Source organism: Halomonas huangheensis (genome assembly GCF_001431725.1).
In the GTDB taxonomy this organism is placed as follows: domain Bacteria; phylum Pseudomonadota; class Gammaproteobacteria; order Pseudomonadales; family Halomonadaceae; genus Halomonas; species Halomonas huangheensis.
In genome coordinates this window covers 4,235,324-4,259,608 of record NZ_CP013106.1, presented here as the reverse complement: position 1 = coordinate 4,259,608, position 24,285 = coordinate 4,235,324, and the positions used below count along the sequence as shown (strand labels likewise).

Genomic DNA, 24,285 nt, shown 5'->3' with positions numbered 1-24,285 from the left:
AGAATGATCAAATGGAAGGGGCGGGTTGTAAGTATGGCGCCTGTTTTCGGTATGGCAATGCTTCCATTGGCGTTATTTGTTTCGGAAGCCGTCAATGCTGAATATATCGGTACGGATGACGACGAAATAATTACTATCTCGGAAGATGATTCAGATTTCAGCCTGGATGCGAGAGGCGGGAATGATATCCTGAGTCTTGAAAATGGGGCTAGTGTCTCCGGTGGCGTGGATATGGGAGACGGCGCAGACGAAGTAAGTTTCATCTCGGGTAGTTACAGCGGAGATGTTTCCTGGGGTGCAGGGAATGATAGTCAGGTTATCTCGATAGGAGAGTCTGGCCCGGATGCTTATAACATGACCGGTAACCTGATTTTTGGTACCGGATCTGATGACATGACGTTGGCAGATGGAATTGTCAACGGTAGCGTTTATCTAGGAACAACCGACAGGGCTTCAAGGGATTCCGATAACTTCACCATGAATGCAGGTGAGATCGCTGGAGATGTTGTCGGTGATGCGGGAAATGACACCATCACCTTGAATGGAACTCGGGTAGCGCTGGATATAGAGGCAGGGCAAGGTCAGGATAGTGTCATCATGAACGGTGGCTCAGTTGGCCGCCATGTTGTGCTTGGTCCTGAGGGTAGTACTGATGCCAATAGTTTTGTCATTAATGAAGGTTCTATTGGTGGTTCAGTCAATGGTGCCGCGGGTAATGACAGCATCACAGTCAATGGAGGAACGATCCAGGGACAGCTGTCTGCATCAGGTGGTGAAGACACTGTAAATATCAATGGTGGTACTGTAGGCGTAGTCTTCCTTGGTGATACTTTCCCGTCTTTTTCATCACTAACGGGTATGGATGCTAATCATTTTAATATGACGGGTGGTACGGTTACACAAGGTGTTTATGGTGACAAGGGAGATGATGAAGTTATCGTCAAGAATGGCTCCATTGATGGCTATGTCGATGATTTTGGTTTTGAACGGTCTGCTGGAAAAGTTACTTCGATTTATACATTCGATGGTAACGACAGTATCATCTTGGGCGCTGCCGATGGGTCTAACGCACCGAGTATCACTGGTGACGTTCTGGTCGGTACGGGAACAGATAGCATTCGCATGGAGAGCGGTACCCTCACAGGAAACGTCTATCTGGGGGAAGAGGATTTCAGCTCGACGGATGCCGATCACTTTACCATCAATAATGGCACCATCGAAGGAGATATACTGGGCGATGCCGGTAACGACAGTATAACAATCAATGGTGGTTCAATTGATGATGTAGTATCCGGCGCTGGTAGCGATACCGTCATCATCAACGGAGGAATAGCCCGCAACGTGCAGCTGTCATCTGTGGATGATTCGGAAACCGGTGGTACTGACACCCTCATCATGACAGGCGGGCAAGTGGATACGATCTATGGGGCGACCAGCTCTGTGGGTGATATCACCTTATCCGGAGGCACGGTGACCAACCAGGTTTCTACTGGCAAGGAAGAAGATACTGTTCTTGTTGAAGGGGCCAATATTGGTCGCAGAATCATGACAGGCGCCGGGGATGACACCGTTACAGTCTCCAGTGGTAGCGTTGGTTCTGATGGGAATACGGTTGCCGCCATCGGGACGGACGCAGGTGAAGATGTCATCACGGTGAGTGGCGGTAGCGTAAACGGTGACGTGTACGCAGGATACGACAACGACATCATCACCATTAGCGGCGGTAGTATTGCTGGCAACGTGATGGGCGGCGGTGACAACGACCAGATATTTATCAGTGGTGCCGATACGGTTATCGGAGGGGATGTTGTGTTCTCCGATTTGCTTGGCTCTGCGGGAGGCTCCGGTGCCCTGGTCATGGATGATGGCAGGGTCGACGGCACGATCATGGGAGCATCGGATCCTGAGTGGTTGTATCCCGATATTGATGTTCAGGACCTGACGCTGAATGGCGGTTCAGTCGGCGCCATCGATACCGGACGCGATGACGATATCATCCGCCTTGACGGCACCATGGTCGAAAGAGATGTGGTTGCCGGGGTGGGTAGCGATGCCATTGGCGTTGGCGGCGGCAACATTGCAGGTAATATCCATCTAGGTACCGTCGACAACACCTCCATTGACGCTGACAGCTTCGTCATGACGGGGGGCAGTATCGATGGTGCTCTGCATGGCGATGATGGTGTCGATACGCTCGATATCCAGAATGGCGATGTCGGTGGTATCTCGACCCATTCAGGAGATGATGTCATCAACTGGAGTGCGGGGACGCTCGGTAGTGCCGGCCTTGCAGCAGGTGCTGGTTCTGACCTCGTTACTCTGGGGGCTGGCGTCAATATTGATGGAGCAATGCTGGATGGTGGTGTAGGTGAAAACGACCGTTTGGTGTTCGACGGTGGGTCACAGACCATTGACGGTGCACTGACGACCAACTGGCAAACTGTCCAGCTATCCAATATGTCAACGGCTTCTCTGACCGGCAACATTGCCGTAGGTAGTGGAGTTGATGCCCTGGGCGCACCGGCTGGCGGGCTGGTAATTGATGAGGGCAGTGCGCTGGGGGTTTCAGGCGGCTCGGCAACCATTCAAGGCGATCTGCACAATCACGGTGCGGTGAACATGCAGAATGGTGTGGCTGGCGATGTGTTGACCGTCGACGGTAACTACAGTGCCCGCTCTGACCTGCTTCTGGACACCGAGTTGGGTGGTGATGACTCGCTGACTGATCAGTTGGTGGTTACCGGGGATGTTTCTGGCCAGTCCAGTGTCTACGTTGCCAATCAGAGTGGTGTTGGTGCGGATACCTCTCAAGGTATCAAGATTGTCGAGGTGGGGGGGGCGTCAGCTGCCGACTCCTTCGCTCTCGCTACCGGTACTGTGGAAGTTGGTGCCTATGCCTATGAGCTGGAGCAGGGCAGCACGGACGGTGACTGGTATCTGCAGGCCATGAATATGAAACCGACGCCGGCACCTGATCCGACTCCGACACCTGATCCGGCTCCGACACCTGATCCGGCTCCGACACCTGATCCGGCTCCGACACCTGATCCGGCTCCGACACCTGACCCGGCTCCGACACCTGATCCGGCTCCGACACCTGATCCGGCTCCGACACCTGATCCGGCTCCGACACCTGACCCGGCTCCGGCACCTGATCCGACTCCGACGCCTGATCCGACTCCGACACCTGATCCTGCGCCTGAACTGGTGGTTGGCACAGCGGGTGCCGCCTACGAAGCTGTACCTCAGGCTCTGCGTTTGCCAGTGAACTCCCTGCAGCAGCGCGTTGGACAACGGCTGTGGTCGGTGGATGGCGACCCCAGCCACGGAGGAGTGTGGGGACGTGTATCGGGTGACTTCGAAAACCTGACAGCGCAGACCAGTACCGCGAATGCTGATCTCGATCGCGACCTGTGGACAATTGAGTTGGGTGTCGACAAGGCACTCGCTCCCACTCAGTCAGGGCGTTGGGTGGTTGGCACCTCAGTGCAGTACAACCGCATTACCAGTGATATCGAGTCCTATACCGGTAGCAGCGCCGTGGACGCGGAGAACGTCACCATCGTGCCTACTGCAACCTGGTATGCTAATGATGGCACCTATTTTGACGGTCAGGTTTTCGGCGGCCGGTACTGGGTGGATTACAGTTCTGGCAAGTTTGGTGAGCTGGAAAACAATGCCGAGGGCTATAACTACGGCGCCAGTGGCGAGGTGGGCCATCGCTTTTCTGTGGGGCAGCAAGGGGCCATTGTGCCGCAGATGCAGGTGTCCTGGTCCAATGTTGATCTGAAGGACTTCAATGATACGGATGGCAGAGAGGTGTCCTTCGACAAGACAGAGAGTACTGTTGCTCGCGCTGGTGTGGCCTATGAGTTTGGTGGCGATGTGGCTGCGCGGAATCGTGGTGAGAATGCCGACACCTTCTATGCCATTGCCAATGTCTACCATGACTTCGATGCCGAGTCGCAGACCACCGTCAGTGGGGTGAAATTGGAAAACTCCGGTGTCGAGAGCTGGGGTGAGGTAGGTTTTGGCGGTACAGCGAGATTGTCGGAAAATACGCGCCTCTACACCGAAGCATCATGGCGTAAGGATCTGGATGACAGTGACTATCGCGGCTTCGGCGGTACCGTCGGTATAGAGTATCGCTGGTAAGACAGCTTCCTTGAAGCACACAAACGAAAGCCTCCTCACTCTCTGGTGAGGAGGCTTTCCTCGTTTTCGACGCCACACTCGCTAACACATACAGGAAGCCCAGTATCGATGCGTATGGGGCGAGCTCAATCTAAAGTCTAACAGGCTGATTTGTATTATGTATGACAATATTGGGTGCATAGCAGGACTGAGTTGGTGGGCAGAGCGATCATTGCCGCGTGCCTGTGACCGGTTGCTGTAGGAACTGGTTGAGCCTGGTAGCCCCGTATTCGATTCAGCCGAGGTGGCCCTGCGTCGCCCCCTGACAATGTCATGCGCAGATCACAACGAGAAGCGTGGTTGGGCTGCGCCCCGCAAAGTCTATTGGAGGACTGTACATGTCGAGCCACGCAACCCCCACCATCACCGATATGCAGGTTATACCGGTCGCCGGTCGTGACAGCATGTTGCTCAATATTGGTGGTGCTCATTCGCCCTGGTTTACGCGTAACCTGGTCATTCTCGAAGACAGCAGTGGCAACGTAGGCGTAGGTGAGGCACCCGGTGGAGAGACGATCCAGCAGTCGCTGGAACAGGCTCGTCCCCTGGTGCTGGGGCAGCCAATCGGCAAGCTGCGCTCAATGGTGGCGTCGCTGCACTCGAGTGGACGCAATGCTGACTTCGAAGATTTCGGAAAGGGCTCCTGGACCTTTGAACTGCGAGTCAACGCGGTAGCGGCGCTTGAGGCAGCGCTGTTGGATCTGATGGGCAAGTTCCTCGATGTACCGGTGGCGGAACTTCTGGGCGAGGGCAAGCAACGCGATAGTGTTGAGGTGCTGGGATATCTGTTCTTCATCGGCGATGGGCACGATACACCGCTTGATTACCGCCGCGGTACGCCCGATGTCAGCCATGACTGGTATCGCCTGCGCGATGAGGCGGCGATGACACCGCAGCACATCGTCGAATTGGCCCGTGCCGCTCATGACCGCTACGGCTTCAGGGATTTCAAGCTCAAGGGCGGGGCACTGGCTGGTGAGCAGGAGATCGAGGCCGTCAAGGCGCTGCATGACGCCTTCCCCGAGGCGCGGGTGACGATCGACCCCAACGGTGCCTGGTCGCTCAACGAAGCGATTCGCCTGTGCAAGGACCTGCATGGCGTAATCGCATACGCCGAGGACCCGTGCGGCGCGGAGCAGGGGTTTTCTGGTCGCGAGATCCTCGCCGAATTCCGTCATGCCACCGGGCTGCCGGTTGCCACCAATATGGTCGCCACCAACTGGCGTGAGATGGCGCATGCCCTGATGCTGCGCTCGGTCGATATCCCGCTGGCTGACCCGCACTTCTGGACACTTTCGGGTGCCGTGCGCGTCTCGCAACTGTGCCAGGACCACGGCATGACCTGGGGTTCCCACTCCAATAACCACTTCGACATCTCGCTGGCGATGTTTGCTCAGGTCGGTGCTGCCGCTCTGGGCCGCACTACTGCGCTGGATACCCACTGGATATGGCAGGAAGGCGATGCCCGCTTGACTCGTAACCCTCCGCAGATTGTCGACGGCCGGGTCGCTGTCAGTGACGCACCGGGCCTGGGTATCGAAATCGACTACGAGCAGATCGACAAGGCACACCAGCTCTATCTCAGCCTACCTGCTGGGGGGCGCAATGATGCCATGGCCATGCAGCACCTGATCGATGGTTGGACCTTCGATCCCAAGCGTCCAGCGCTGGTGCGCTGACGGTCGAGACCTGAACGCTGAATTCCTGTCATCGGAATAACGGAGAACTCAATGAAGAAGCTACTTGGTACGCTGACTGTTGCCGCCGCTCTGGTCGTGAGTGGGCAGGCGATGGCTGAGGATTATCCCTCGAGTAACATCGACATGATCGTGCCGTTCTCGGCAGGAGGCGGCAACGATACCTTCGTGCGCGCCTTGCAGCCGCTGCTGGAGGAGAAGCTGGGAGAGGATCTGGTGATTCGTAACCTCGCTGGCGGCGGTGGTGCGGTGGGTATGTCTCGTGCGGTTGCCTCGGAGCCTGATGGTTACACGCTGTTGGCCGCCAGTAATGCCATGCTCACGCTTGAAGCGATGGGCAACGTCGCTTTTGCCCACGACGATTTCGACTTCATTGCCAAGGTGGTCGAGGAGCCCTACGTTATCGCGGTTGGCGGTGATAGCCAGTACCAGAATATCGACGACCTGGTCGCGGCTGCGACTTCCGGCACCAGAATCAAGGTCGGTGTCTCGGGGGTTGGATCATCGGCACACATTGCCGCCGTAGCGATAGCCAACCGTACCGGGGCAGATTTCAACATCATTCCTTATCCCGGTGGTTCCGAAGCGATCTCCGCGGCAATGGGTGGTCACGCTGATGCAGTGGTACTCGGCGGTGCCGAACTGCGCTCTGCATTGGAGTCCGGACGCCTCAAGGCGCTTGCCATGACCTACGACCAGCGCAGTGATTCCTTGCCCGATGTGCCGACGTTCCAGGAATCCGGTTATGACCTGACGCTGACTGTCTGGCGTGGTATCGCTGCGCCCAAGGGTCTCCCTGACGAAGTTGAGCAGAAGTGGGTAGCGGCGATCCAGCAGGTCATCGAAGACGGCTCCTATGAAGAGACTGCGACCAACCTCGGCACTCAATTGGCGCCTCTCTACGGTGATGAACTCGATGCCTTCATCGATCAGTCCGCTGAAGTGATGCGTGAAGCCGCTGGGGAATTGGCGAAGTAACGTTTCAGGGATGCGCCGGTCGTTCGGCCGGCGCTCCAGGCCTTGACCCAGGCAGTCGGCAATGTAGCGCTGCTGCCTCTGGAGTGTTGAAACATGCAACGTGATATCGGTAAGCCGCTGTTTGATCTCGTGCTGCTGATTGCGTCGGCAGCCGCCTTCGCGCTGTCCACGACGCTACAGAATGTCGAGATTGTCGGCGACCTCTCTCCATCCTTCTTTCCCAAGCTGATATCAGGGCTGATATTCCTGTTCGCCATTCCCTGTTTGATCAAGGACATCCGTGAGTGGCGAGCCGCCGGTGGCGGTGATGCTGACGGAGAGCGGCTCGGAAGCGCTCGTGGCCTGGCGCAGTGGGTACTTATCGTCGCTCTCACGGTCGGCTATATCCTGATCTTCGAAGCGTTCGGTTATATCCCGAGCACCGCCCTGTTTGCCTTCTGCAGTGTGATCGGGCTGGCGATCGTCAGCGGTACCTGGCAGGAGATGGGAGCTACGGCGAGGCTCAAGGCTGTACTCATGGCCGTCGTTTTCGCTGTGATTCTGGCGGTTGTGATCTTTTATGTATTTACCGAGCTGTTCGAGATTCCGCTGCCTGACTGAAGCAAGGTGGCTCTGCGGATGACGACCCCGTTTACTCCCAGGAGAACGTCATGATTTCTGGTTATCTCGATGGTCTGGAGATGGTGCTGCAGCTAGGCACGCTGTTGGCGATCGCTGCTGGTACCCTGCTCGGTATCATCATGGGCGCGCTGCCTGGCCTGACCTCTGCCATGGCCATTGCGCTACTGCTGCCGGTGACTTTCGGCATGCCACCGGTCATGGGCATCGGCATGATGCTGGGCGCACTTTGTGGCGCGGGCGCCAGTGGTTCGATTCCGGCAATTCTACTCAATATTCCGGGTACGCCTTCGTCTGTGGCAACCACATTCGATGGCTTTCCCATGGCCCAGAAGGGTGAGGCCGGGCGTGCTCTTGGACTGGCCATTGTTGCTTCGTTCTTCGGTGGCGTTGCGAGCATGGTCATCCTCAGCCTTCTGGCTCCGCCGATTGCTGAATTCGCATTGCGCTTTGGAGCTGCCGAGTACTTCTCACTCAGCATCTTCGGTCTGGTGATCATCGCCTCGGTGGCAGGAAAATCGCTGTTCAAAGGGCTGATTGCAGGCCTTATCGGCTTCTTTGTTTCGACTATCGGCACCGACCCGATTACCGGCGTTGACCGATTTACTTTCGGCCAGTTGTCACTGCTGACAGGCATCAATCTGTTGCCGGCCTTGATCGGCTTGTTTGCCGTTGCACAAGTGCTCAAGGATGCGTTCGAGTACGACCCTCATCAGCGAGTGCAGGATAGCGGACACCGTATCGATATCGCACGCCCCAGGTTTGCTGAAACGTTGAGCCACTGGAAGGCAGTCATTGCTGGCGTGGCCTCGGGGTCCATCGTAGGTCCTGTGCCTGGCGCGGGTGGCAGTATCGCCTCGCTGGTGGCCTATGATCAGACGCGTCGATTCTCGAAGTCCCCGGAGAAGTTCGGGACCGGTTATGCGCCGGGTATTGTTTCGGTGGAGAGTGCCAACAATGCGCTGTTGGGAGGTGCACTGATACCCACGTTGGCATTGGGAATTCCCGGAGAGGCGGCGACTGCGGTGCTGCTCGGCGGTCTGATGATTCAAGGCATTACACCGGGCCCGCTACTTTTCGATAATCAGGGCGGCATGATTTACGGCATCTTCATCGCCTATCTGCTCGCCAATGTCTTCATGCTGTTGATCATGTGCCTGGGCATCAAGCTGTTCATTCGCGTGCTGATGGTGCCGCGCAAACAGTTGTTGGCGGCGATTCTGGTGTTCTGTTTCATCGGGGTTTATGGCGTCGACGGTGATGTCTTCAATCTCTATCTAATGCTTGGCTTCGGTATCCTCGGCTACTTCCTCAACCGATACCAGTTTGGCACCGCGCCGGTAATCCTGGGTTTGATCCTCGGGCCGATTGCGGAATCCAACCTGCGTCGTGGATTACAGGCGTTCGAGGGCGACTGGACACCATTCTTCACTCGTCCGATCAGTGTGACTTTCCTGGTCATCGCCGTCGGGCTGCTGTTGTTGACGCTCTGGCAGAACCATCGCTCCAACCGGAGCCCGCAAACTGCCTCCAGCGGTGAAGCATGACGTCAACAGCGGCAGGCAAACAAAAGGAGGGGATATGGCAACGGTTGAGATAGATACCTTGAAGGCGGTGCTGTATCAGGCACTGACACGGGCAGGAGTGGCGCCGAATGTCGCCGAGGTGTGCGCACGCATACATACCGAGAGCACACGCGATGGCGTGCACTCTCACGGTATTGGTCGAATCCCGCGCTTCATCGACTATGTAAAACGTGGCTGGGTTGATGTCGATGCGATACCCACCAGAGTGCAGCAACTCGGAGCGATCGAGGTGCTTGATGGGCACTTCGGGGTTGGCGTTACCAATGCGCTGTATGCCACCGATCGTGCCATGGAGTTGGCACAGGAACATGGCATGGGATTGGTCGCGCTGCGTGATACCACTCACTGGATGCGCGGAGGAAGCTACGGCTGGCATGCCGTCGAGAAGGGCTATGCGGCTATCCTCTGGACCAATACCGAGTCCTGTATGCCGGCCTGGGGAGCTGCCGAACAATCGATAGGCAATAACCCGCTAGTCATGGCGGTGCCGCACCAGGATGGTCCACTGGTGCTGGACATGGCCATGTCGCAATTTTCCTATGGAAAACTGCAGAGCACTCGCTTGAAGGGCGAGCAACTGCCCATTGACGGCGGTTTCGATGAATCGGGGCACTTGAGTCGCGACCCTGGTGCCATTGCGGCGACACGCCGACTGCTGCCCACGGGCTACTGGAAGGGATCGGGTTTGGCGATTCTGCTCGATGCGCTGGCCGCGCTATTGGCCCAGGGCCGACCGACCCACGCGATTGACGACGTTCAGAAAGGCAGTGGTGGTGGCAGTTGCCAGATATTCATGCTGTTCGACCCCGAGCAACTTGGTGGGCGGGATGCCTGCAACGCCATCGTCGAAGGCATTCAGGCGCATCTGGCTGCCGTCACAGCTGATGCTTCCGGCCGTCCAGTGCGCTGGCCGGGAGGCTCTACATGGCGTAATCGTAACAGCGTAGCGCCACTCGATATCGACGATGGTCTTTGGCGAGAGGTGCAGGCGCTGGCCTTGTAGTCCGTAACCCTGGTCTCTGGAGCGTTGAGATTGCCAGGCGAACGATGTGAGATTGAAGAGCCAGTAGCGGAGTGTGCGCTCTTTGCTGGTGTTCTTTACTCGGGGCATGACCCACACTGTAGAGGACACCAGGATGAATCTTGTCATGGCTACACCGCGTTCCTTCGAGACCGAGCAGGACTGGCGCTGGCAGGCGGTTGTTCAGCGCGATGCGGCGGCGGATGGTGCTTTCGTGTACGCAGTGCTGACCACCGGCGTCTACTGCCGCCCATCCTGCCCATCACGTACCGCAAAGCGGGAGAATGTCTCCTTTCACCATACTCCGGCAGAGGCTGAAGCTGCGGGCTATCGCCCCTGCAAGCGTTGTAGGCCGGACCTGGTGACATCGGGAGCGCCGGTCGTGGCGCTCATCGAGCAGGTTTGCCGAATCATTGAGCAGGCCGATAAGCCACTCGGCCTGACGGAGTTGGCGGACAGAGTCGGTCTGAGCCCCTCATATCTGCATCATCGCTTCAAGGCCGTTACCGGTCTTACACCCAGGGGATATGCCCGAGCGCATCAGGCGCGGAGGGTACGCGAGGCATTGGCGGATCCATCCCGGGACGTGACCGAGGCGATACATGGCGCGGGGTTCAGCTCCAGCGGTCGTTTTTACGAGAATGCCGATGCGATGCTTGGCATGACACCGACAGCCTACAAGCGTGGTGGGCAGAACGCTGCCATCCGTTTTGCGGTTGGTGACTGCTCGCTGGGGGCGGTGTTGGTGGCATGCAGCGAGCGAGGCGTCTGCGCCATTCTGCTGGGCGATGATCCCGGTACTCTCGTTGACAACCTTCAGGATCAGTTTCCCGGGGCGGAACTCGATGCCGGTGGCAGTGACTTCGAGGACTGGGTAGCCCAGGTGGTGGGCTTGATTGATGACCCGAGTGTCGGTATCGAGCTGCCTCTGGATATTCGAGGCACTGCTTTCCAGCAGCGAGTCTGGCAGGCGCTACGCGAGATTCCTGTCGGGGTGACGGCGAGCTATACCGAAGTCGCCGAGCGTATCGGTTCACCTACTGCAGTAAGGGCCGTTGCCCGAGCCTGTGCGGCCAATCCGCTGGCGGTGGCGATTCCCTGCCATCGGGTCGTACGTCAGGATGGTGGGATTTCCGGCTATCGCTGGGGAGTTGAGCGTAAGCGAGTGCTGCTGGACCGGGAGATTGACGCATGAACATGACCACTATCTCCCATTCCGAAGTGAACCTGTCGAAAGCCGTTGCACGCCTGGAGAGTGCCGACTGGTTGGGTATCGAGGACAGCCTCGATACCCGAGGCTTCGCCATTCTGCCGGGATTGCTCGATGATGGTGAATGCCAACGGCTCGGTGAATTGTATGCCCATCGCGATCTCTTTCGTCGTCATATCGAGATGGCGCGTCACGGTTTCGGCAGTGGTGAATACCGCTATTTCGACTATCCGCTGCCCCGGTTCATTGTCGAGTTGCGCACGGCACTGTATTCGCGGCTGGTCTCCATCGCCAACCGTTGGAACGAGGCGATGGGGCTGCAACGACGGTACCCCCAGCGGCATGCCGACTTTCTCGCGGAATGTCACGCGGCGGGGCAACGTCGTCCAACACCTTTGCTGTTGCGCTACCGAGCAGGGGACTACAACTGCCTGCATCAGGACCTTTACGGAGATCTCGCCTTTCCACTTCAGGTGGTGATACTGCTGACACAACCTGGCCAGGAACATGAGGGAGGCGAGTTCGTGCTGAGCGAGCAGCGCCCGCGCCGCCAATCCCGTGTCGATGTGCTCCCCCTGTATCGTGGGGATGCCGCGATTCTTGCCAGCCATCACCGACCGGCCCAGGGGGCTCGGGGGATCTATCGAGTCAATACGCGCCATGGTGTCAGTGAGGTGCAGGCAGGACAGCGGCTCACGGCCGGGCTTATCTTCCACGACGCCGAGTAGGATAAAACGGTACTACTGCGATATGGCTGACATCGAGTTTTGAATCCCACGACGGTTCAAGTTTTGATTACCGGCGACCATTCATTGTTTGCATATTTGTGCAACATCTCGGTGTTCTGTTTATGTCTGACTGTAAATACTCGGTGAGGTTGTGTCGTATTTTAGTGAGTCAAAAACCCTTGAACCCCAACTGACTTATTTTAGCGGTACAGTCAGTTACGTTTTCCTGCTCTTCGCACCCAACTCTCGATTGTTGTCTTTGCACTTATCTCCAGTATCAGGCTAGGCTAGCGATCCAATATGACAAAACCCTTGTGGGGGCAAGCTGGCTAGCCCTTGGTAAGCGCCCCACACTAGGGAGAAGAGAAGTGGTGTAGAACACCTTTCCAGTCTTGTGGCCACAATGGAATGAAGCCTATGACCCGCCTGCGCAGTATAAAACACCAGCCAGATCCCAGTTTTTCAGGATGTTGTAATCGCCAGAAATATCGGTAATACATCATCGGCGAGACAATGCATGGGTGACGGGATGTGAGCGGAATTGCCGGTGATTACGACTATGGATTTGCAATAAGTCTGTTGTGATACCCGCCAGTCTGTAGTTCTCGGTAGTACTGTCCCTATAGCATCTGGATACCCAGAAGGCTCTTGTAGCGAGGAGTAACAGCTCCCACTGGTGCGCTACTTTTCAATGGTGGTTCTCTTCATGGAAAAGCGACAGGACGTCACTGATCTACAGCGTGCGCTGAAGGCATGTGCAGGATCGTTTCTTTCAGTGGGTTTCTTCAGCATGTTCGTCAACCTGCTGATGTTGGTTCCTCCAATGTACATGCTGCAGGTCTATGACCGGGTACTGACAACCAACAGTTTTGCGACGTTATTGATGCTGACTCTGGTTGTAGTCTTCCTGTTTGCGGTACTGGGAACGCTTGAGCTGGTGCGCTCGCGTATTCTGGTGCGGGTCGGCAATCGATTGGACAAGACCATCAACGCCCGGCTCTACAGCGCCATGTTCCGGCGCAGCGTGTTGTCTCAGGGCCACCAGTCCGCACAGCCACTCAGTGACTTGACCAACTTGCGTCAGTTTCTTACCGGGAATGGACTCTTTGCCTTCTTCGATGTGCCTTGGGTGCCGGTCTATCTTGGGGTGTTGTTTCTGTTCAATGTGTGGCTCGGTGTATTCGCAACCGTTGCTGGCATCATTCTGTTGGCGCTGGCCATTGCCAACGAGAAGGCCACCAAGGGGCTGTTGGCAGAGGCCAACAGCGAGCATATCAAGGCGCAGGAACTGGCCAATGCCAATCTGCGCAATGCCGAGGTGCTGCATGCCATGGGGATGTTGTCGAACATCCGTGGCAGGTGGGCAGAGAAGCATCACGCATTTCTGGCCAGACAATCTCGAGCTAGCGACCGCTCCAACACTCTGACCAACACTTCCAGAGTGTTGAGAATGCTCTTCCAGTCGATGATCCTGGGGCTTGGCGCGTGGCTGGTACTGGAAAACCAGATGACGCCCGGCATGATGATCGCAGGTTCGATCATCATGGGCCGAGCTCTGGCACCGATCGACCAGATGATTGGTAGCTGGAAGGGGTTTGTCAGTACTCGAGGTGCCTATGAGCGTCTCAATGAGCTGCTGACACAGATTCCCGACGAGCAACGTCGCATGTCGCTGCCCACTCCAGAGGGCAAGCTGGCAATGGAAACCGTGGCGGCGGCCCCTCCAGGAATGCGGATGGCGACGATCCGGGGCATCAACTTCGAGGTGCCGAGGGGGAAGCATGTTGGCATTTTCGGCCCCAGTGCGGCAGGAAAATCGACTCTGGCGCGAGTACTGCTGGGTATCTGGCCGGCCCAGGTGGGCAGTGTACGTTTGGATGGCGCCGATATTCAGCAGTTCAACAGGGACGAGTTGGGGCCACATATCGGCTATCTGCCGCAGGATATCGAGTTGTTCGATGGCACCGTCAGCGAGAACATCGCTCGTTTTGGGGATGTTGATGCCCACAAGGTCGTGGAGGCGGCACGCAAGGCCGGTGTCCATGAAATGATCCTCGAACTTCCCAATGGTTACGATACTTACATTTCCTCCACGAGTGGCGTTCTGTCCGGTGGTCAGCGTCAACGTGTCGGGCTGGCTCGAGCGCTCTACGGTGCTCCGGTGCTGGTGGTGCTCGATGAGCCCAACTCGAACCTCGATGATGCCGGTGAGAAGGCGCTATCGAATGCCATCACGCAATTGAGGAACGAACAGACAACCCTGTTCGTGATCAGCCATCGGCCCAGCGTGTTGAAGCAGATGGACCTGCTGATGGTAATGAAGGAAGGGCAGGTCGGCATGTTTGGGCCGCGGGAACAGGTACTGGCGCAGTACGCCAGAAATGTCGCAGCGCACCAGGTCGCGCAGAATACCGGCAGTCGGCTGGCCGCTGTTCAGGGACGCGCTCCCGGAAGCCGATCCGAGGAGCAGCGTTGATGGCTGACCAACGAAACGAGCGGCAAGTGGCGGAACGTCCGAGCATTGAGGGCAGTTCTCATCCCGAAACTCTAGAGGGGGAGTATAGCGAACGTCTGCCGACCGACGACAAGGGCACTCGACGCTTTGGTCTGTTGGCCCTGGTGCTGGCATTTGGAGTATTCGGCACCTGGGCGATAACTGCCAAACTGGCGGTTGCTGTGGTAGCGCCCGGCAATGTATCCATCGAGTCCTTCAAGCGCACGGTGCAGCATCTCGAGGGCGGTATCGTGCGCGAGATACTGGTTGAGGATGGCGATCGCGTCGAGGCGGGGCAGCCGTTGCTCCTGCTCAGTGATACCCAGGCGCGTTCCGAACTCGATATTTCCCGCTCGCAGTACTTGATCAATCGAGCCATGGAAGTGCGCCTGCTGGCGGAACAGAGTGGGGCTGATACGCTGAGCTTTCCCGCGGAGCTGACCAACAGCGATCGTAACCGGGTTCAGGAAGTGCTGGCGGTCCAAAGTGGCCTGTTTGTGGCGCGCCGTCAGTCGCTGCAGAGCTCCCTCGAGTCGCTGGATGAACAGTCCAGGCAAATGCACGAGCAGATCGGCGGGTTGGAGTCGCTGATTGGTGTCAACGTGCGGCGTATCCAGTCACTGCGTGATGAAGCCGAAGACTTTCGGTCGCTGTTTCGTGAAGGGCTGGGTGACAACCAGCGACTGCGGGAGCTCGAGCGCCAGATTCTGGATTATGAGGGCCAGGTGGCAGACCACCGTTCCCGGATTGCCAGCTTGAAATCACAGATCAGTGAGAACGCACTCCAGAAGGAGCTTCAGCGTCAGGAGTTCCAGTCGAAAGTCGGCGAGGAACTGCGCACCGCCCAGTCCAGCATCGCCGAAGCCGAAGAAATGATCACGTCGCTTACCGATCAGGTTGAACGAACCACGGTCTTGTCCCCTGTTGCCGGTACGGTGGTGGGGCTTACGGTGCATACCCAGGGCGCCGTTATCAGCCCGGGAGATCCGATCATGGATGTGGTTCCCAGTGGCGACGGCTTCGTGGTCGAAGCGCGGGTGCCGACGCGTGATATCGACAATATCTATGCGGGACAGCCTGCGAATATCCGCTTCTCGGCCTTCAATCAGCGCCTGACCAATGAAATCGCTGGAGAGATCAGCCGTGTCAGTGCTGATAGCTTCGAGGATGAAGCAACCGGAGAGCGCTACTACAAGGCGCGGGTGAAGGTGACCAGTGAAGGTGAGGGCGACATGACCGAACAGATGCAGCTGCTGTCGGGGATGCCGGCCGAGGTCATGATTCGTACCGGGGAGCGCACTTTCGCCAGCTATATTGCCAAGCCGATAACCGACATGCTGGCCAGAGCCATGCGAGAGGAGTGATTTGATGCGAAGGATGGCGCTGCCAGCAGTGAAGGAACACCGTCGCATGTGGGTTGCCTGGGGCGTGGCGGTATTATGCCTGGTATCGTCGAACTCTGGCATGGCGGCCGGCGTCGGTGATCCCCAGTCCCGACCGGCCATGGAGCCACCGCCGTTTCCGTCTGAGGCGACAACTCCCCTGCCTTCCTTGCCGGAGCTGTTCAGCCTGGCGCTGGAGAACGATAGTGACCTGGCCAGCCAGCGTTATGGGTTGGAAGCCACAACAAAAGAAATCGACATGGCCTGGTCACAGCTCAAGCCCCAGGTGTCCGCTGGTGCTTCCTATATGTACCAGGTCAGCGACAATTACTACACAGACAACCCCGATTACGACCCCGGTAATGAGATAATCGGCGCCGACGACAACGAGGCTCGCTTCGAAGGACGAACAAGGGATGCCAGCTGGCAGGTGAGCCTGACTCAGCCGTTGTTCAGCCTCGAACGCTGGCGAGGAGTGGATGAAGCCGAGGCGCAGGTAGAAGTGTCGCAGCTTGAGCTGGCGGTTGGTGAAAATGAGCTTGCGATGGCGGTCATTGAAGCCTACCTGAATGCGTTCCTGGCCTCCCGTGAAGTCAGATTGATGGAGTCGAAGCGCGAATCCTTCGAGTTGCAGTATCGCCAGGCGTCACGTTCCTATGAACTGGGGGTTGGTGATCGCCTCAATGTTCTGGAGTCGCAGGCGCGTCTCGATCAGGCCGCTGCAGACCGCATCAAGGCAGAAAACTCACTGGATTCGGCGCTGGGTGAACTGGAGCGCCTGACGGGGCAGCGCCCTGAGTTCAGAGGGGGGCTAGGCAACCTTCTGGGAGTGAATCTGGTACCGGTGGACGGCAATGTTGACGACTGGATTGCCCGCACCACGGAGAATCTCTCGGTACGTCTGGCAGCGCAGCAGTTGGACGTAGCACAGGCCAATACCGATGTTCGTAGGAGTGGCCATTATCCAGAGGTCAATCTCAGCTTGAGCTACTTCGATCGCGACTCGAACGATCCCTATCGTGAGACTCGCGATGGTCGAGCCAGTGTAGAAGTTGAGGTTCCCATTTATCAGGGCGGTTACACCAGCGCCAGTGTTCGCCAGGGAGAACTTACGACGCTGGCCAGCCAGGAGTCTCTGACACATCAGCAACGTCTGGCTCGTCAGGACGTGCGTGAACGGTTGCGTAATATTGATGGCGGTCTGCGTCAGCTGAACGCCTTGAGCCGGTCCATGGAGTCCAGCCGCCTGTTCCTTGAAGCGGCGGAAAAGGGCGAGCAACTGGGCCTGCGTAATCTCGTCGATGTGCTCGATGCGCGGGCTGAACTGTATGACCTGAGAGTGCAGTATGTCGATGTGGTGCGCCAGTACCTGGTGGATCGCCTTGGTCTTGAGGTGGCCGTGGGCGACCTTGGCTCCGATGATCTGATGCGTACCATGGAGACCCTGCATGCCTTGACCCGCGGCTCGGCGGCGATTGGCTGATCACAAGGTACGGATCCTCCTGAAACGAGACACTCTGAAAATAGCGCCACACAATATCGACGCTACATGAAGATGCGGAACATGAAGACGCCCGACAGTTTGTCTGCCGGGCGTATATGAGATCCTGAACTTCGGCCATCCGCCCCAGGCTGAACGTGCGTGCGGATGGCCAGAGAATCAGGCGACTTCGGGGATAACCAGCTCGTTATTGGCGCCTACCAGCTCAATGCCGCTGACCAGACCGTCATTACTGAGCAAACCTCCGGTCACGCCACCAACCAGGCCGTCGTCGCCCAGCAGGCCACCGACCAGGCCGTCACCACCCAGCAGACCACCGACCAGGCCGTCGTCGCCCAGCAGACCACCGACCAAGCCATCACCGTCCAGCAGGCCGCCAGTCAGGCCACCGACCAGACCGTCTTCTCCCAGTAGACCGCCGACCAGGCCGTCACCACCCAGTAGGCCACCGACCAGGCCGTCACCACCCAGCAGGCCGCCGACCAGACCGTCACCACCCAGCAGACCGCCGACCAGACCGTCTCCACCGAGCAGGCCGCCGACCAGGCCATCACCACCCAGCAGACCACCGAGCAAACCGTCACCGCCCAGCAGACCACCAAGCAGGCCGTCCTCGCCCAGCAGGCTGCCGACCAGACCATCTTCGCCCAACAGGCCTCCGAGTAGACCACCGCCGCCAGTCAGGCCGCCCAGTAGGCCGTCTTCGCCAATTACGCCATCGACCAGGTCTGCACCGAGCAAGCCGCCCAGCATACCGTCGGCTTCGAGCAGGCCTTGCAGGTCGCCGACTACACCGGTGAAGGCTTCGTCGAAGGCGCCTGACAGCTGCGTTGCAACATTGCCAATGACGCCGGAGATGGCCTCGGTCAGTTCACCAACCGGAATGTTGACCTGACCGTTCTCGATGACGTCATCGAGTGCGCTGGTGATCTGGTCAACCAGGCCATTATTGCCGAGTACGTCGTCGACCGCTGAGCGAACCAGATCGAACGCGCCTTCGAGAGATGCACTCAACTCCTCCGTGAGTGCATCGGCGACATCACCAATACTGTCCAACTGGCCTTCAGCACCGCTGAGCAAATCACCCAGCGCACCGTTGCCAATCGAGGCCAGTGCATCGACGAGTGCATCATCGCTGAGTACGCCATCCAGACGATTCTGTGCGAACTGCAGGGCGCCATCGACAGTGTTCTCCACTACCGAGCCCACCTGGTTGGCGATCAGGGCCGCGGCATCTCCAAGCTCGCTGACCGGGAGGCTGGTGAGATCATCGTCGATCAGTTGGTCGAGCAGACCACCATCGGCCAACACGCCAACCAGGCTACCCTGGACCAGGGCGGAGGCATATGCGGCGGTGTCGACAACCTGTGCAGCCACGCCGCCAACGACGGTAACCACACCATTGGCGATCTCTGTCACGAGGTCGAGGTTGTTGCTGCCACCGCCCAGCAGGCCACCGAGTAGACCGTCACCACCAAGTAGGCCACCAAGCAGACCGCCGACCAGGCCATCACCGCCTAGCAGACCGCCGACCAGGCCATCGCTACCCAGCAGACCGCCGACCAGACCGCCCAACAAGCCGTCACCGCCCAGCAGTCCTCCCAACAGACCGTCGTCGCTGAGTAGGCTTCCGAGTAGGTGAGTGTTCAGTACACCACCGAGTAGGTCTCCGCCAAGCAGACTATCGGTGCCAACCAGCGACGCTGTGGCGTTGCTGACCGCGGCGCTGATGGGCTTCAGTGCGGGTAAAGTTGTTTGAGTTACCATGAGATGCTCCATTCCGTGAATGCATTCGATAAATGGTATTTCAGGGGAGAATCGATATCTCGATTCAATGGCACCAGAAAACGGTGCTGAGGCTAGTGGATATCAGGCGACTTCGTTGTAGCATTGGCTGCAATCCATAAAAGCCAATAGGCAAGAAGGGCCATCATATGGCTCAATTCTCGTATGAGGACGAGCGTAATACATTTGTCGCTCTTTAATTATCTGCAGTAACAGCCCTACCCAATCTAGATCAGCTCCATAGCTGAGGGAGTAAGGAATGGTTTTTGTTTGTAGCTGCTTTGTTATGCTGACGCGATTTCTGGTAGATAATCGCTATCCTCATGCGCGATGCTGCGGGCTCTAGTTGTACAGAATGTCTTCAAGAGGCTGGCATGTTTCAGTAGTGGAGCGTCACCTCTGGTGTCTCGGATGAGAAAATACAGGCTGCGTAAAATTTCTATTCGTGCATGCAAAAGACATTTTGTTTCCCCGGGTCACAAAAACAAACATTAGAGCAGCTTGTGGTTAGTCAGATATTGAGATGGAAAGCTTTAATTCAATGCAGTTTACAGGTGGATAAAGATCAGGAATAAAGACGATGAAAATTTCAAGGTTCGATATTTAAACGAATGTTTGATAATCCTGAAGTAGTCTCACTGATAGCGCCAATATGTAACAATCAAGGTTTGGCCGACGAATTTAATGACAGTGTCACCAGAAAATAGTTGAAGCCGCACCAGGTGGGCTTATCAACAAGGGCCCATGATGAGCGTTTTCCTTCCAGCAGGGGTGTATATTGTCTGCTGCGCTCTGAAAATGGCTCTATAAAATGTGTTCCATGACATATTGCTCCATCACATGGCGCTTCCTCTGGTGCCAATTCCAGAAAACTTTCAAGGACAAGCCTCGGTCCTGAGCCAGGCTGTCCACAGCAGAACCTTCTGCCGATGTATGGTCAAATAGTTGTCTTACCTCCAACATCAGGATGAATCACCATGAAACGGATATTTTCCCTCGCTTATTTTCTGTTGGCCGCTATATTTCTGGCGGGATGTGCTGTTGCTGAGCGCTCAGGTAATGATGCAGAAGCGGCCTTGGGTGAGCTGCCGGCCAGCTATCAGGGGGATCTGCCCTGTGCGGATTGTGCGGGGATTCGCCACCACCTCTCATTGTTCGAGGGTGGTGTCTACCGCCTGGAAATGATCTATATGGGCAAGGGCGAGGAAGCGCGGTTTGATGAGCAGGGTGAGTGGTCACTCGATACTACTGGCAGGACGCTGACGCTCGATGACGGAGAACAACCTCGCAAGTGGCGTGTGGAGGACGATTCGACCCTGGAAGCTCTCGACCTGGAGGGTAACGAGATCGAGTCAACTCTGGACTACACTCTGAAGCGCACCGACGGTCTGGTGACGGAGAACCTGGAGAATACCTACTGGAAGCTGATCGAGCTGGGCGGTGAGTCCATCGAGGTCACCGAGGGTCAGCGTGAACCACATCTGGTGCTGCATGCTACGGACTCTCGAGTCGCGGGCTCCACAGGCTGCAATCGATTGATGGCGAGCTATGAAAAGGACGGCGACAGCCTGAGGTTCAGCCAGCCGGCCACCACGATGATGGCTTGCTTGAACGATGCAGATGCGAGTGTCGAGCCGCGTTTCCTCGAGGTACTGGAGGAGACCACAAGTTATCGCGTGCTGGCCGACCAACTCGAGTTGCGCGATGACGATGGCAAGGTTATGGCTCGTTTCGAAGTGCGTCATCTGACCTGAGACCGCTATCGTCGCGGGTGTTCGAAGGCCTGTATCATCCGGCCGGCCCCTGTGGCCGGTCGGATGCGTATCTGCACAATGCCAACGCAGCGGAGGTTCCGGGGCTGATGCCCAGCGGCCGCTTCCGCAAGGAGTGCCATCATGGATCACCATGCCTACCATCGTGCCCTCGAGAATGCGCTGGGAGGGAGCGAGCTGCCGTTCTCTCAGCAGGAGTTCGCGGCGCGCCGCCATACTGTTCGCCATTCGATGCAAGCGCAGGGAATGGATGCTCTGCTGCTGACGGACCCTTCCGATCTCTATTATCTGACCGGCTACCACACCTTCGAGGTCTCGGTGCATGCCTGTCTGGTAGTGACACATGAAAGACTGGTATTGCAGGTACCGTCCATCGAGATCGGCCCGGCGGTAGTAACGGCGAGTGTCGATGAAATCATTGGCTATCGCTGGGAAAGCCTGGCCGAAGTCATTGAGCCATTGGCCGACACGCTGGCGCCTTGCTCGATCATTGGCCTCGATGCCTTCAGCGCCGGATTGCGGCATGGGGTGATCAGCGAGTTGCAGAAACGCTTGGGGGAGGAGCGCTTTCGCAATGATGGCGGTGAACTGATCGACCGGCTGCGTATCGTCAAGAGCGCGGCCGAGCTGGAATGCTTGCGTGAGAGTGCGCGTATTACCTCGCTGGGACTGCGTTCGGCGATTTCCATCATCAGGCCGGGAGTTACCGACAGTGAGGTCGCCGCGGAAGGGGCCCGAGCCATGCTGGAAGCCGGCAGCGAGTTCATGAGCCTGCAACCCATTGTCACCAGTGGTCGGCGTATCGGCACCATTCACGTCAATCACAAGCGTCATGTGATCGGGCAGGATGAACCGGTATTCCTTGAGTTCGGCTCAGCGTACCAGCGTTATACTGCGCCGATGATGCGAACCGCAGTGGCAGGCCGCCCTACCGATGCGATGGTAAGGCTAGGTGAGCTGTGTCACGCGCTGGGTGAAACGTTGTGCGATAGCATGCGGCCCGGCAATAGCTTCGAGGATGCCGCTCGTGCAGCGGAGACGGTATTGGCGCCACATGCCGAGCAGGTGTTCTTTTCAGGTGTATCCGGTTATGCCGTGGGTGCCCAGTTCCCACCGAGCTGGGTCGAGGGCACCGGATTCATTGCGCGCGGCCAGACCCGTGAATTCGAAACCGATATGGTCTTCCATCTGCCGCTATGCCTGCGCATCCCCGGACAGTGGGGAATTGGCTTGAGTGATACCGTGCGTGTTACCCCAAACGGTGGAGTGGCACTGACCGACAATGACTGGTGTGTAGCGCCACTGCGATAGCACCTGCCTAATGGAGGCATAGGACGGTGTTTCATTGACCTCAAGTTAACTTGAGGAATTATCGTAGGTGAACACATCGTTATATACCAAAGAGTGCTGATATGTTCCGTTACTTCGAAAACCTGGTGAACCCCTATCCCGAGGGGGATTTGAAGGTACCACCACGAGGGTTACTACCCTTCATCATCCACTTCTCGCGGCCGGTGGCAGGCTTGCTGGTAGCCATGTCTCTGGCCACGGCACTGGTTTCGGCTGCCGAAGTGGTGTTCTTCCATTACATGGGGGAGCTGGTCGATTGGCTTTCCACCGCCGAGCGCGAAGGCTTCTTCGCGGAGCATGGCTGGCGTCTGGTGGGGATGGGGTTGCTGGTGGTCGTGGGCTTGCCGTTACTGGTGCTGCTGCAATCGTTGCTGACCCATCAAGGCATCTTCGGCAACTATCCGATGCTTGGTCGCTGGCTGGCACATCGTCACATGCTGCGTCAGAGCATGTCCTTCTTTCAGGATGAGTTCGCTGGTCGCGTGTCCCAGAAGGTCATGCAGACCGCTCTTGCCGTCCGTGAGACGGTCATGAAACTGACGGGGCTGATGGTTTACGTGCTCGTCTATTTTACTGGCGCCATGTTGCTGTTGGGCAATGCCGAGCCATGGTTGATGGCTCCGTTGGTGCTGTGGCTGGCAGGCTACGTCAGCATCATGTGGTTCTTCGTGCCACGGCTGCGCAAGGTATCGATGGCTCAGGCCGATGCCCGGGCGCAGATGACCGGTCGTGTGGTAGACAGTTACAGCAATATCCAGACCATCAAGTTATTTGCCGACACCCATCGAGAGCAGGCCTATGTTCGTGATGCCATGGAGGCATTCATGGTCACGGTGCATCGTCAGATGCGTTTGGCAACACTACTGTCGGTTAGTCTGACGTTTCTCAACTCATTGTTGTTGGTCGGTATTGCGACCATGGCGGTAGGCGCGTGGTATCTGGAAGCCGTGTCTCTTGGGGTGATTGCCGTGGCCATCGGCCTGGTGATGCGGATTCGCTTCATGTCCGACTGGATTCTGTGGGAAGTGGCCAGCCTGTTCGAGAACATCGGTACCGTGCAGGATGGCATCAACACCATCGCCCGCACTCCTGAGGTGCTTGATGCACCGGACGCCAGTGAGCTCGCCGTACCTCATGGCGAGATCCGTTTCGAGTCGATACGTTTCGGGTATGACCTACCGAATGGTGACGCACAGCGTGTCTTCGACGGACTGGGTCTGACCATTGCGCCTGGCGAGAAGGTGGGCATCATCGGCCGCTCAGGAGCCGGCAAGTCCACTCTGGCCAACCTGTTGCTGCGTTTCTTTGATCTTGAAGGAGGCGCGATTCGCATCGATGGTCAGGACATCGCCGCTGTGACCCAGGAGTCACTGCGACACCATATCGGCATGGTGACTCAGGACACTTCGCTGCTGCATCGTTCGGTGCGTGACAACATTCGTTATGGCAGTCCCGAAGCCAGTGAGGAAGCCATCTGGCGAGCGGTGCGTCAGGCGCATGCCGACAGTTTCCTCGATGAGCTGGTCGATCCTCAGGGGCGGCGTGGTCTGGATGCTCATGTCGGTGAGCGTGGTGTGAAGCTGTCCGGGGGCCAGCGGCAGCGCATCGCGATTGCGCGGGTCCTGCTCAAGAATGCGCCGATTCTGGTGCTTGATGAAGCAACCTCCGCACTGGATTCTGAAGTAGAGGCCGCCATTCAGGAGCAGCTGTACACCTTGATGGAGGGCAAGTCGGTCATCGCCATCGCTCATCGGCTGTCGACCATCGCCATGCTGGACCGTCTGGTAGTGATCGACAACGGACAGATTGTCGAGACCGGTAGCCATGCAGAGCTGCTGGAACAGGATGGGCTCTATGCTGCCCTGTGGCGTAGGCAGTCGGGTGGCTTCCTCGGTATAGAGGCCTCCTCGGTTGAACCCCAGGAGGCAGCGCCCAGCGAGGGGGTGGCCTCATGAAGGCTGGCGCCACC

General features: G+C 57.5%; 15 protein-coding genes. 14 read left to right on the top strand and 1 reads right to left on the bottom strand.

Translation table 11 applies throughout. From position 1 onward, the window contains the following. Positions 1-33: 33 nt before the first annotated feature. The 11 genes from AR456_RS18360 (at position 34) to AR456_RS18310 (ending at position 17,391) form a co-directional block, all read left to right on the top strand. Positions 34-4,155: an autotransporter outer membrane beta-barrel domain-containing protein gene (locus AR456_RS18360; RefSeq protein WP_056933017.1), complete on the top strand. Its 4,122-nt coding sequence runs from the start codon at positions 34-36 to the stop codon at positions 4,153-4,155. A gap of 377 nt (positions 4,156-4,532) precedes the next feature. Further along, entirely contained in the window at positions 4,533-5,873 is a 1,341-nt protein-coding gene (locus tag AR456_RS18355) for an enolase C-terminal domain-like protein (protein ID WP_021817850.1), read from the top strand. A 51-nt stretch (positions 5,874-5,924) separates the two neighbouring features. Beyond that, positions 5,925-6,869: a tripartite tricarboxylate transporter substrate binding protein gene (locus tag AR456_RS18350; RefSeq protein ID WP_021817851.1), complete on the top strand. Its 945-nt coding sequence runs from the start codon at positions 5,925-5,927 to the stop codon at positions 6,867-6,869. A 93-nt stretch (positions 6,870-6,962) separates the two neighbouring features. Next, positions 6,963-7,469 (top strand): tripartite tricarboxylate transporter TctB family protein, encoded by a 507-nt coding sequence (locus AR456_RS18345; RefSeq protein ID WP_021817852.1) that lies wholly within the window; start codon positions 6,963-6,965, stop codon positions 7,467-7,469. A gap of 50 nt (positions 7,470-7,519) precedes the next feature. Beyond that, on the top strand, positions 7,520-9,034 hold the full coding sequence (locus tag AR456_RS18340) for a tripartite tricarboxylate transporter permease (RefSeq protein ID WP_021817853.1): 1,515 nt from the start codon (positions 7,520-7,522) through the stop codon (positions 9,032-9,034). 34 nt (positions 9,035-9,068) lie between these two features. Further along, positions 9,069-10,076 (top strand): 3-dehydro-L-gulonate 2-dehydrogenase, encoded by a 1,008-nt coding sequence (gene yiaK / locus AR456_RS18335; protein WP_021817854.1) that lies wholly within the window; start codon positions 9,069-9,071, stop codon positions 10,074-10,076. Between the two features lie 133 nt (positions 10,077-10,209). Then, on the top strand, positions 10,210-11,289 hold the full coding sequence (gene ada / locus AR456_RS18330; protein WP_021817855.1) for a bifunctional DNA-binding transcriptional regulator/O6-methylguanine-DNA methyltransferase Ada: 1,080 nt from the start codon (positions 10,210-10,212) through the stop codon (positions 11,287-11,289). Then, a complete protein-coding gene (locus AR456_RS18325; RefSeq protein WP_021817856.1) occupies positions 11,286-12,032 on the top strand; it encodes a 2OG-Fe(II) oxygenase in 747 nt (248 codons plus the stop codon). The genes ada and AR456_RS18325 overlap by 4 nt, the downstream gene beginning before the upstream one ends. 706 nt (positions 12,033-12,738) lie before the next feature. Next, complete coding sequence (locus AR456_RS18320; protein ID WP_031207233.1) at positions 12,739-14,508, top strand: type I secretion system permease/ATPase; 1,770 nt, start codon at positions 12,739-12,741, stop codon at positions 14,506-14,508. After that, the gene (locus AR456_RS18315) at positions 14,508-15,890 is read left to right on the top strand and encodes an HlyD family type I secretion periplasmic adaptor subunit (protein WP_021817858.1); all 1,383 of its coding nucleotides are present in this window, start codon (positions 14,508-14,510) and stop codon (positions 15,888-15,890) included. The genes AR456_RS18320 and AR456_RS18315 overlap by 1 nt, the downstream gene beginning before the upstream one ends. 4 nt (positions 15,891-15,894) lie before the next feature. After that, entirely contained in the window at positions 15,895-17,391 is a 1,497-nt protein-coding gene (locus AR456_RS18310) for a TolC family outer membrane protein (protein ID WP_081694596.1), read from the top strand. A gap of 177 nt (positions 17,392-17,568) precedes the next feature. Here AR456_RS18310 and AR456_RS18305 read toward each other — a convergent pair whose 3' ends face one another. Further along, positions 17,569-19,176, bottom strand: coding sequence for a hypothetical protein (locus tag AR456_RS18305; protein WP_021817860.1), 1,608 nt, complete (start codon positions 19,174-19,176; stop codon positions 17,569-17,571). A gap of 995 nt (positions 19,177-20,171) precedes the next feature. Here AR456_RS18305 and AR456_RS18300 point away from each other — a divergent pair. The 3 genes from AR456_RS18300 to AR456_RS18290 all read left to right on the top strand — a co-directional run bounded on the left by AR456_RS18300 (position 20,172) and on the right by AR456_RS18290 (position 24,271). After that, complete coding sequence (locus tag AR456_RS18300; RefSeq protein WP_021817862.1) at positions 20,172-20,948, top strand: META domain-containing protein; 777 nt, start codon at positions 20,172-20,174, stop codon at positions 20,946-20,948. 141 nt (positions 20,949-21,089) lie between these two features. After that, on the top strand, positions 21,090-22,277 hold the full coding sequence (locus AR456_RS18295; RefSeq protein ID WP_021817863.1) for a M24 family metallopeptidase: 1,188 nt from the start codon (positions 21,090-21,092) through the stop codon (positions 22,275-22,277). A gap of 101 nt (positions 22,278-22,378) precedes the next feature. Then, positions 22,379-24,271, top strand: a complete 1,893-nt coding sequence (locus AR456_RS18290) for an ABC transporter ATP-binding protein (protein ID WP_021817864.1) — start codon at positions 22,379-22,381, stop codon at positions 24,269-24,271. The last annotated feature ends 14 nt before the right edge of the window (positions 24,272-24,285 follow it).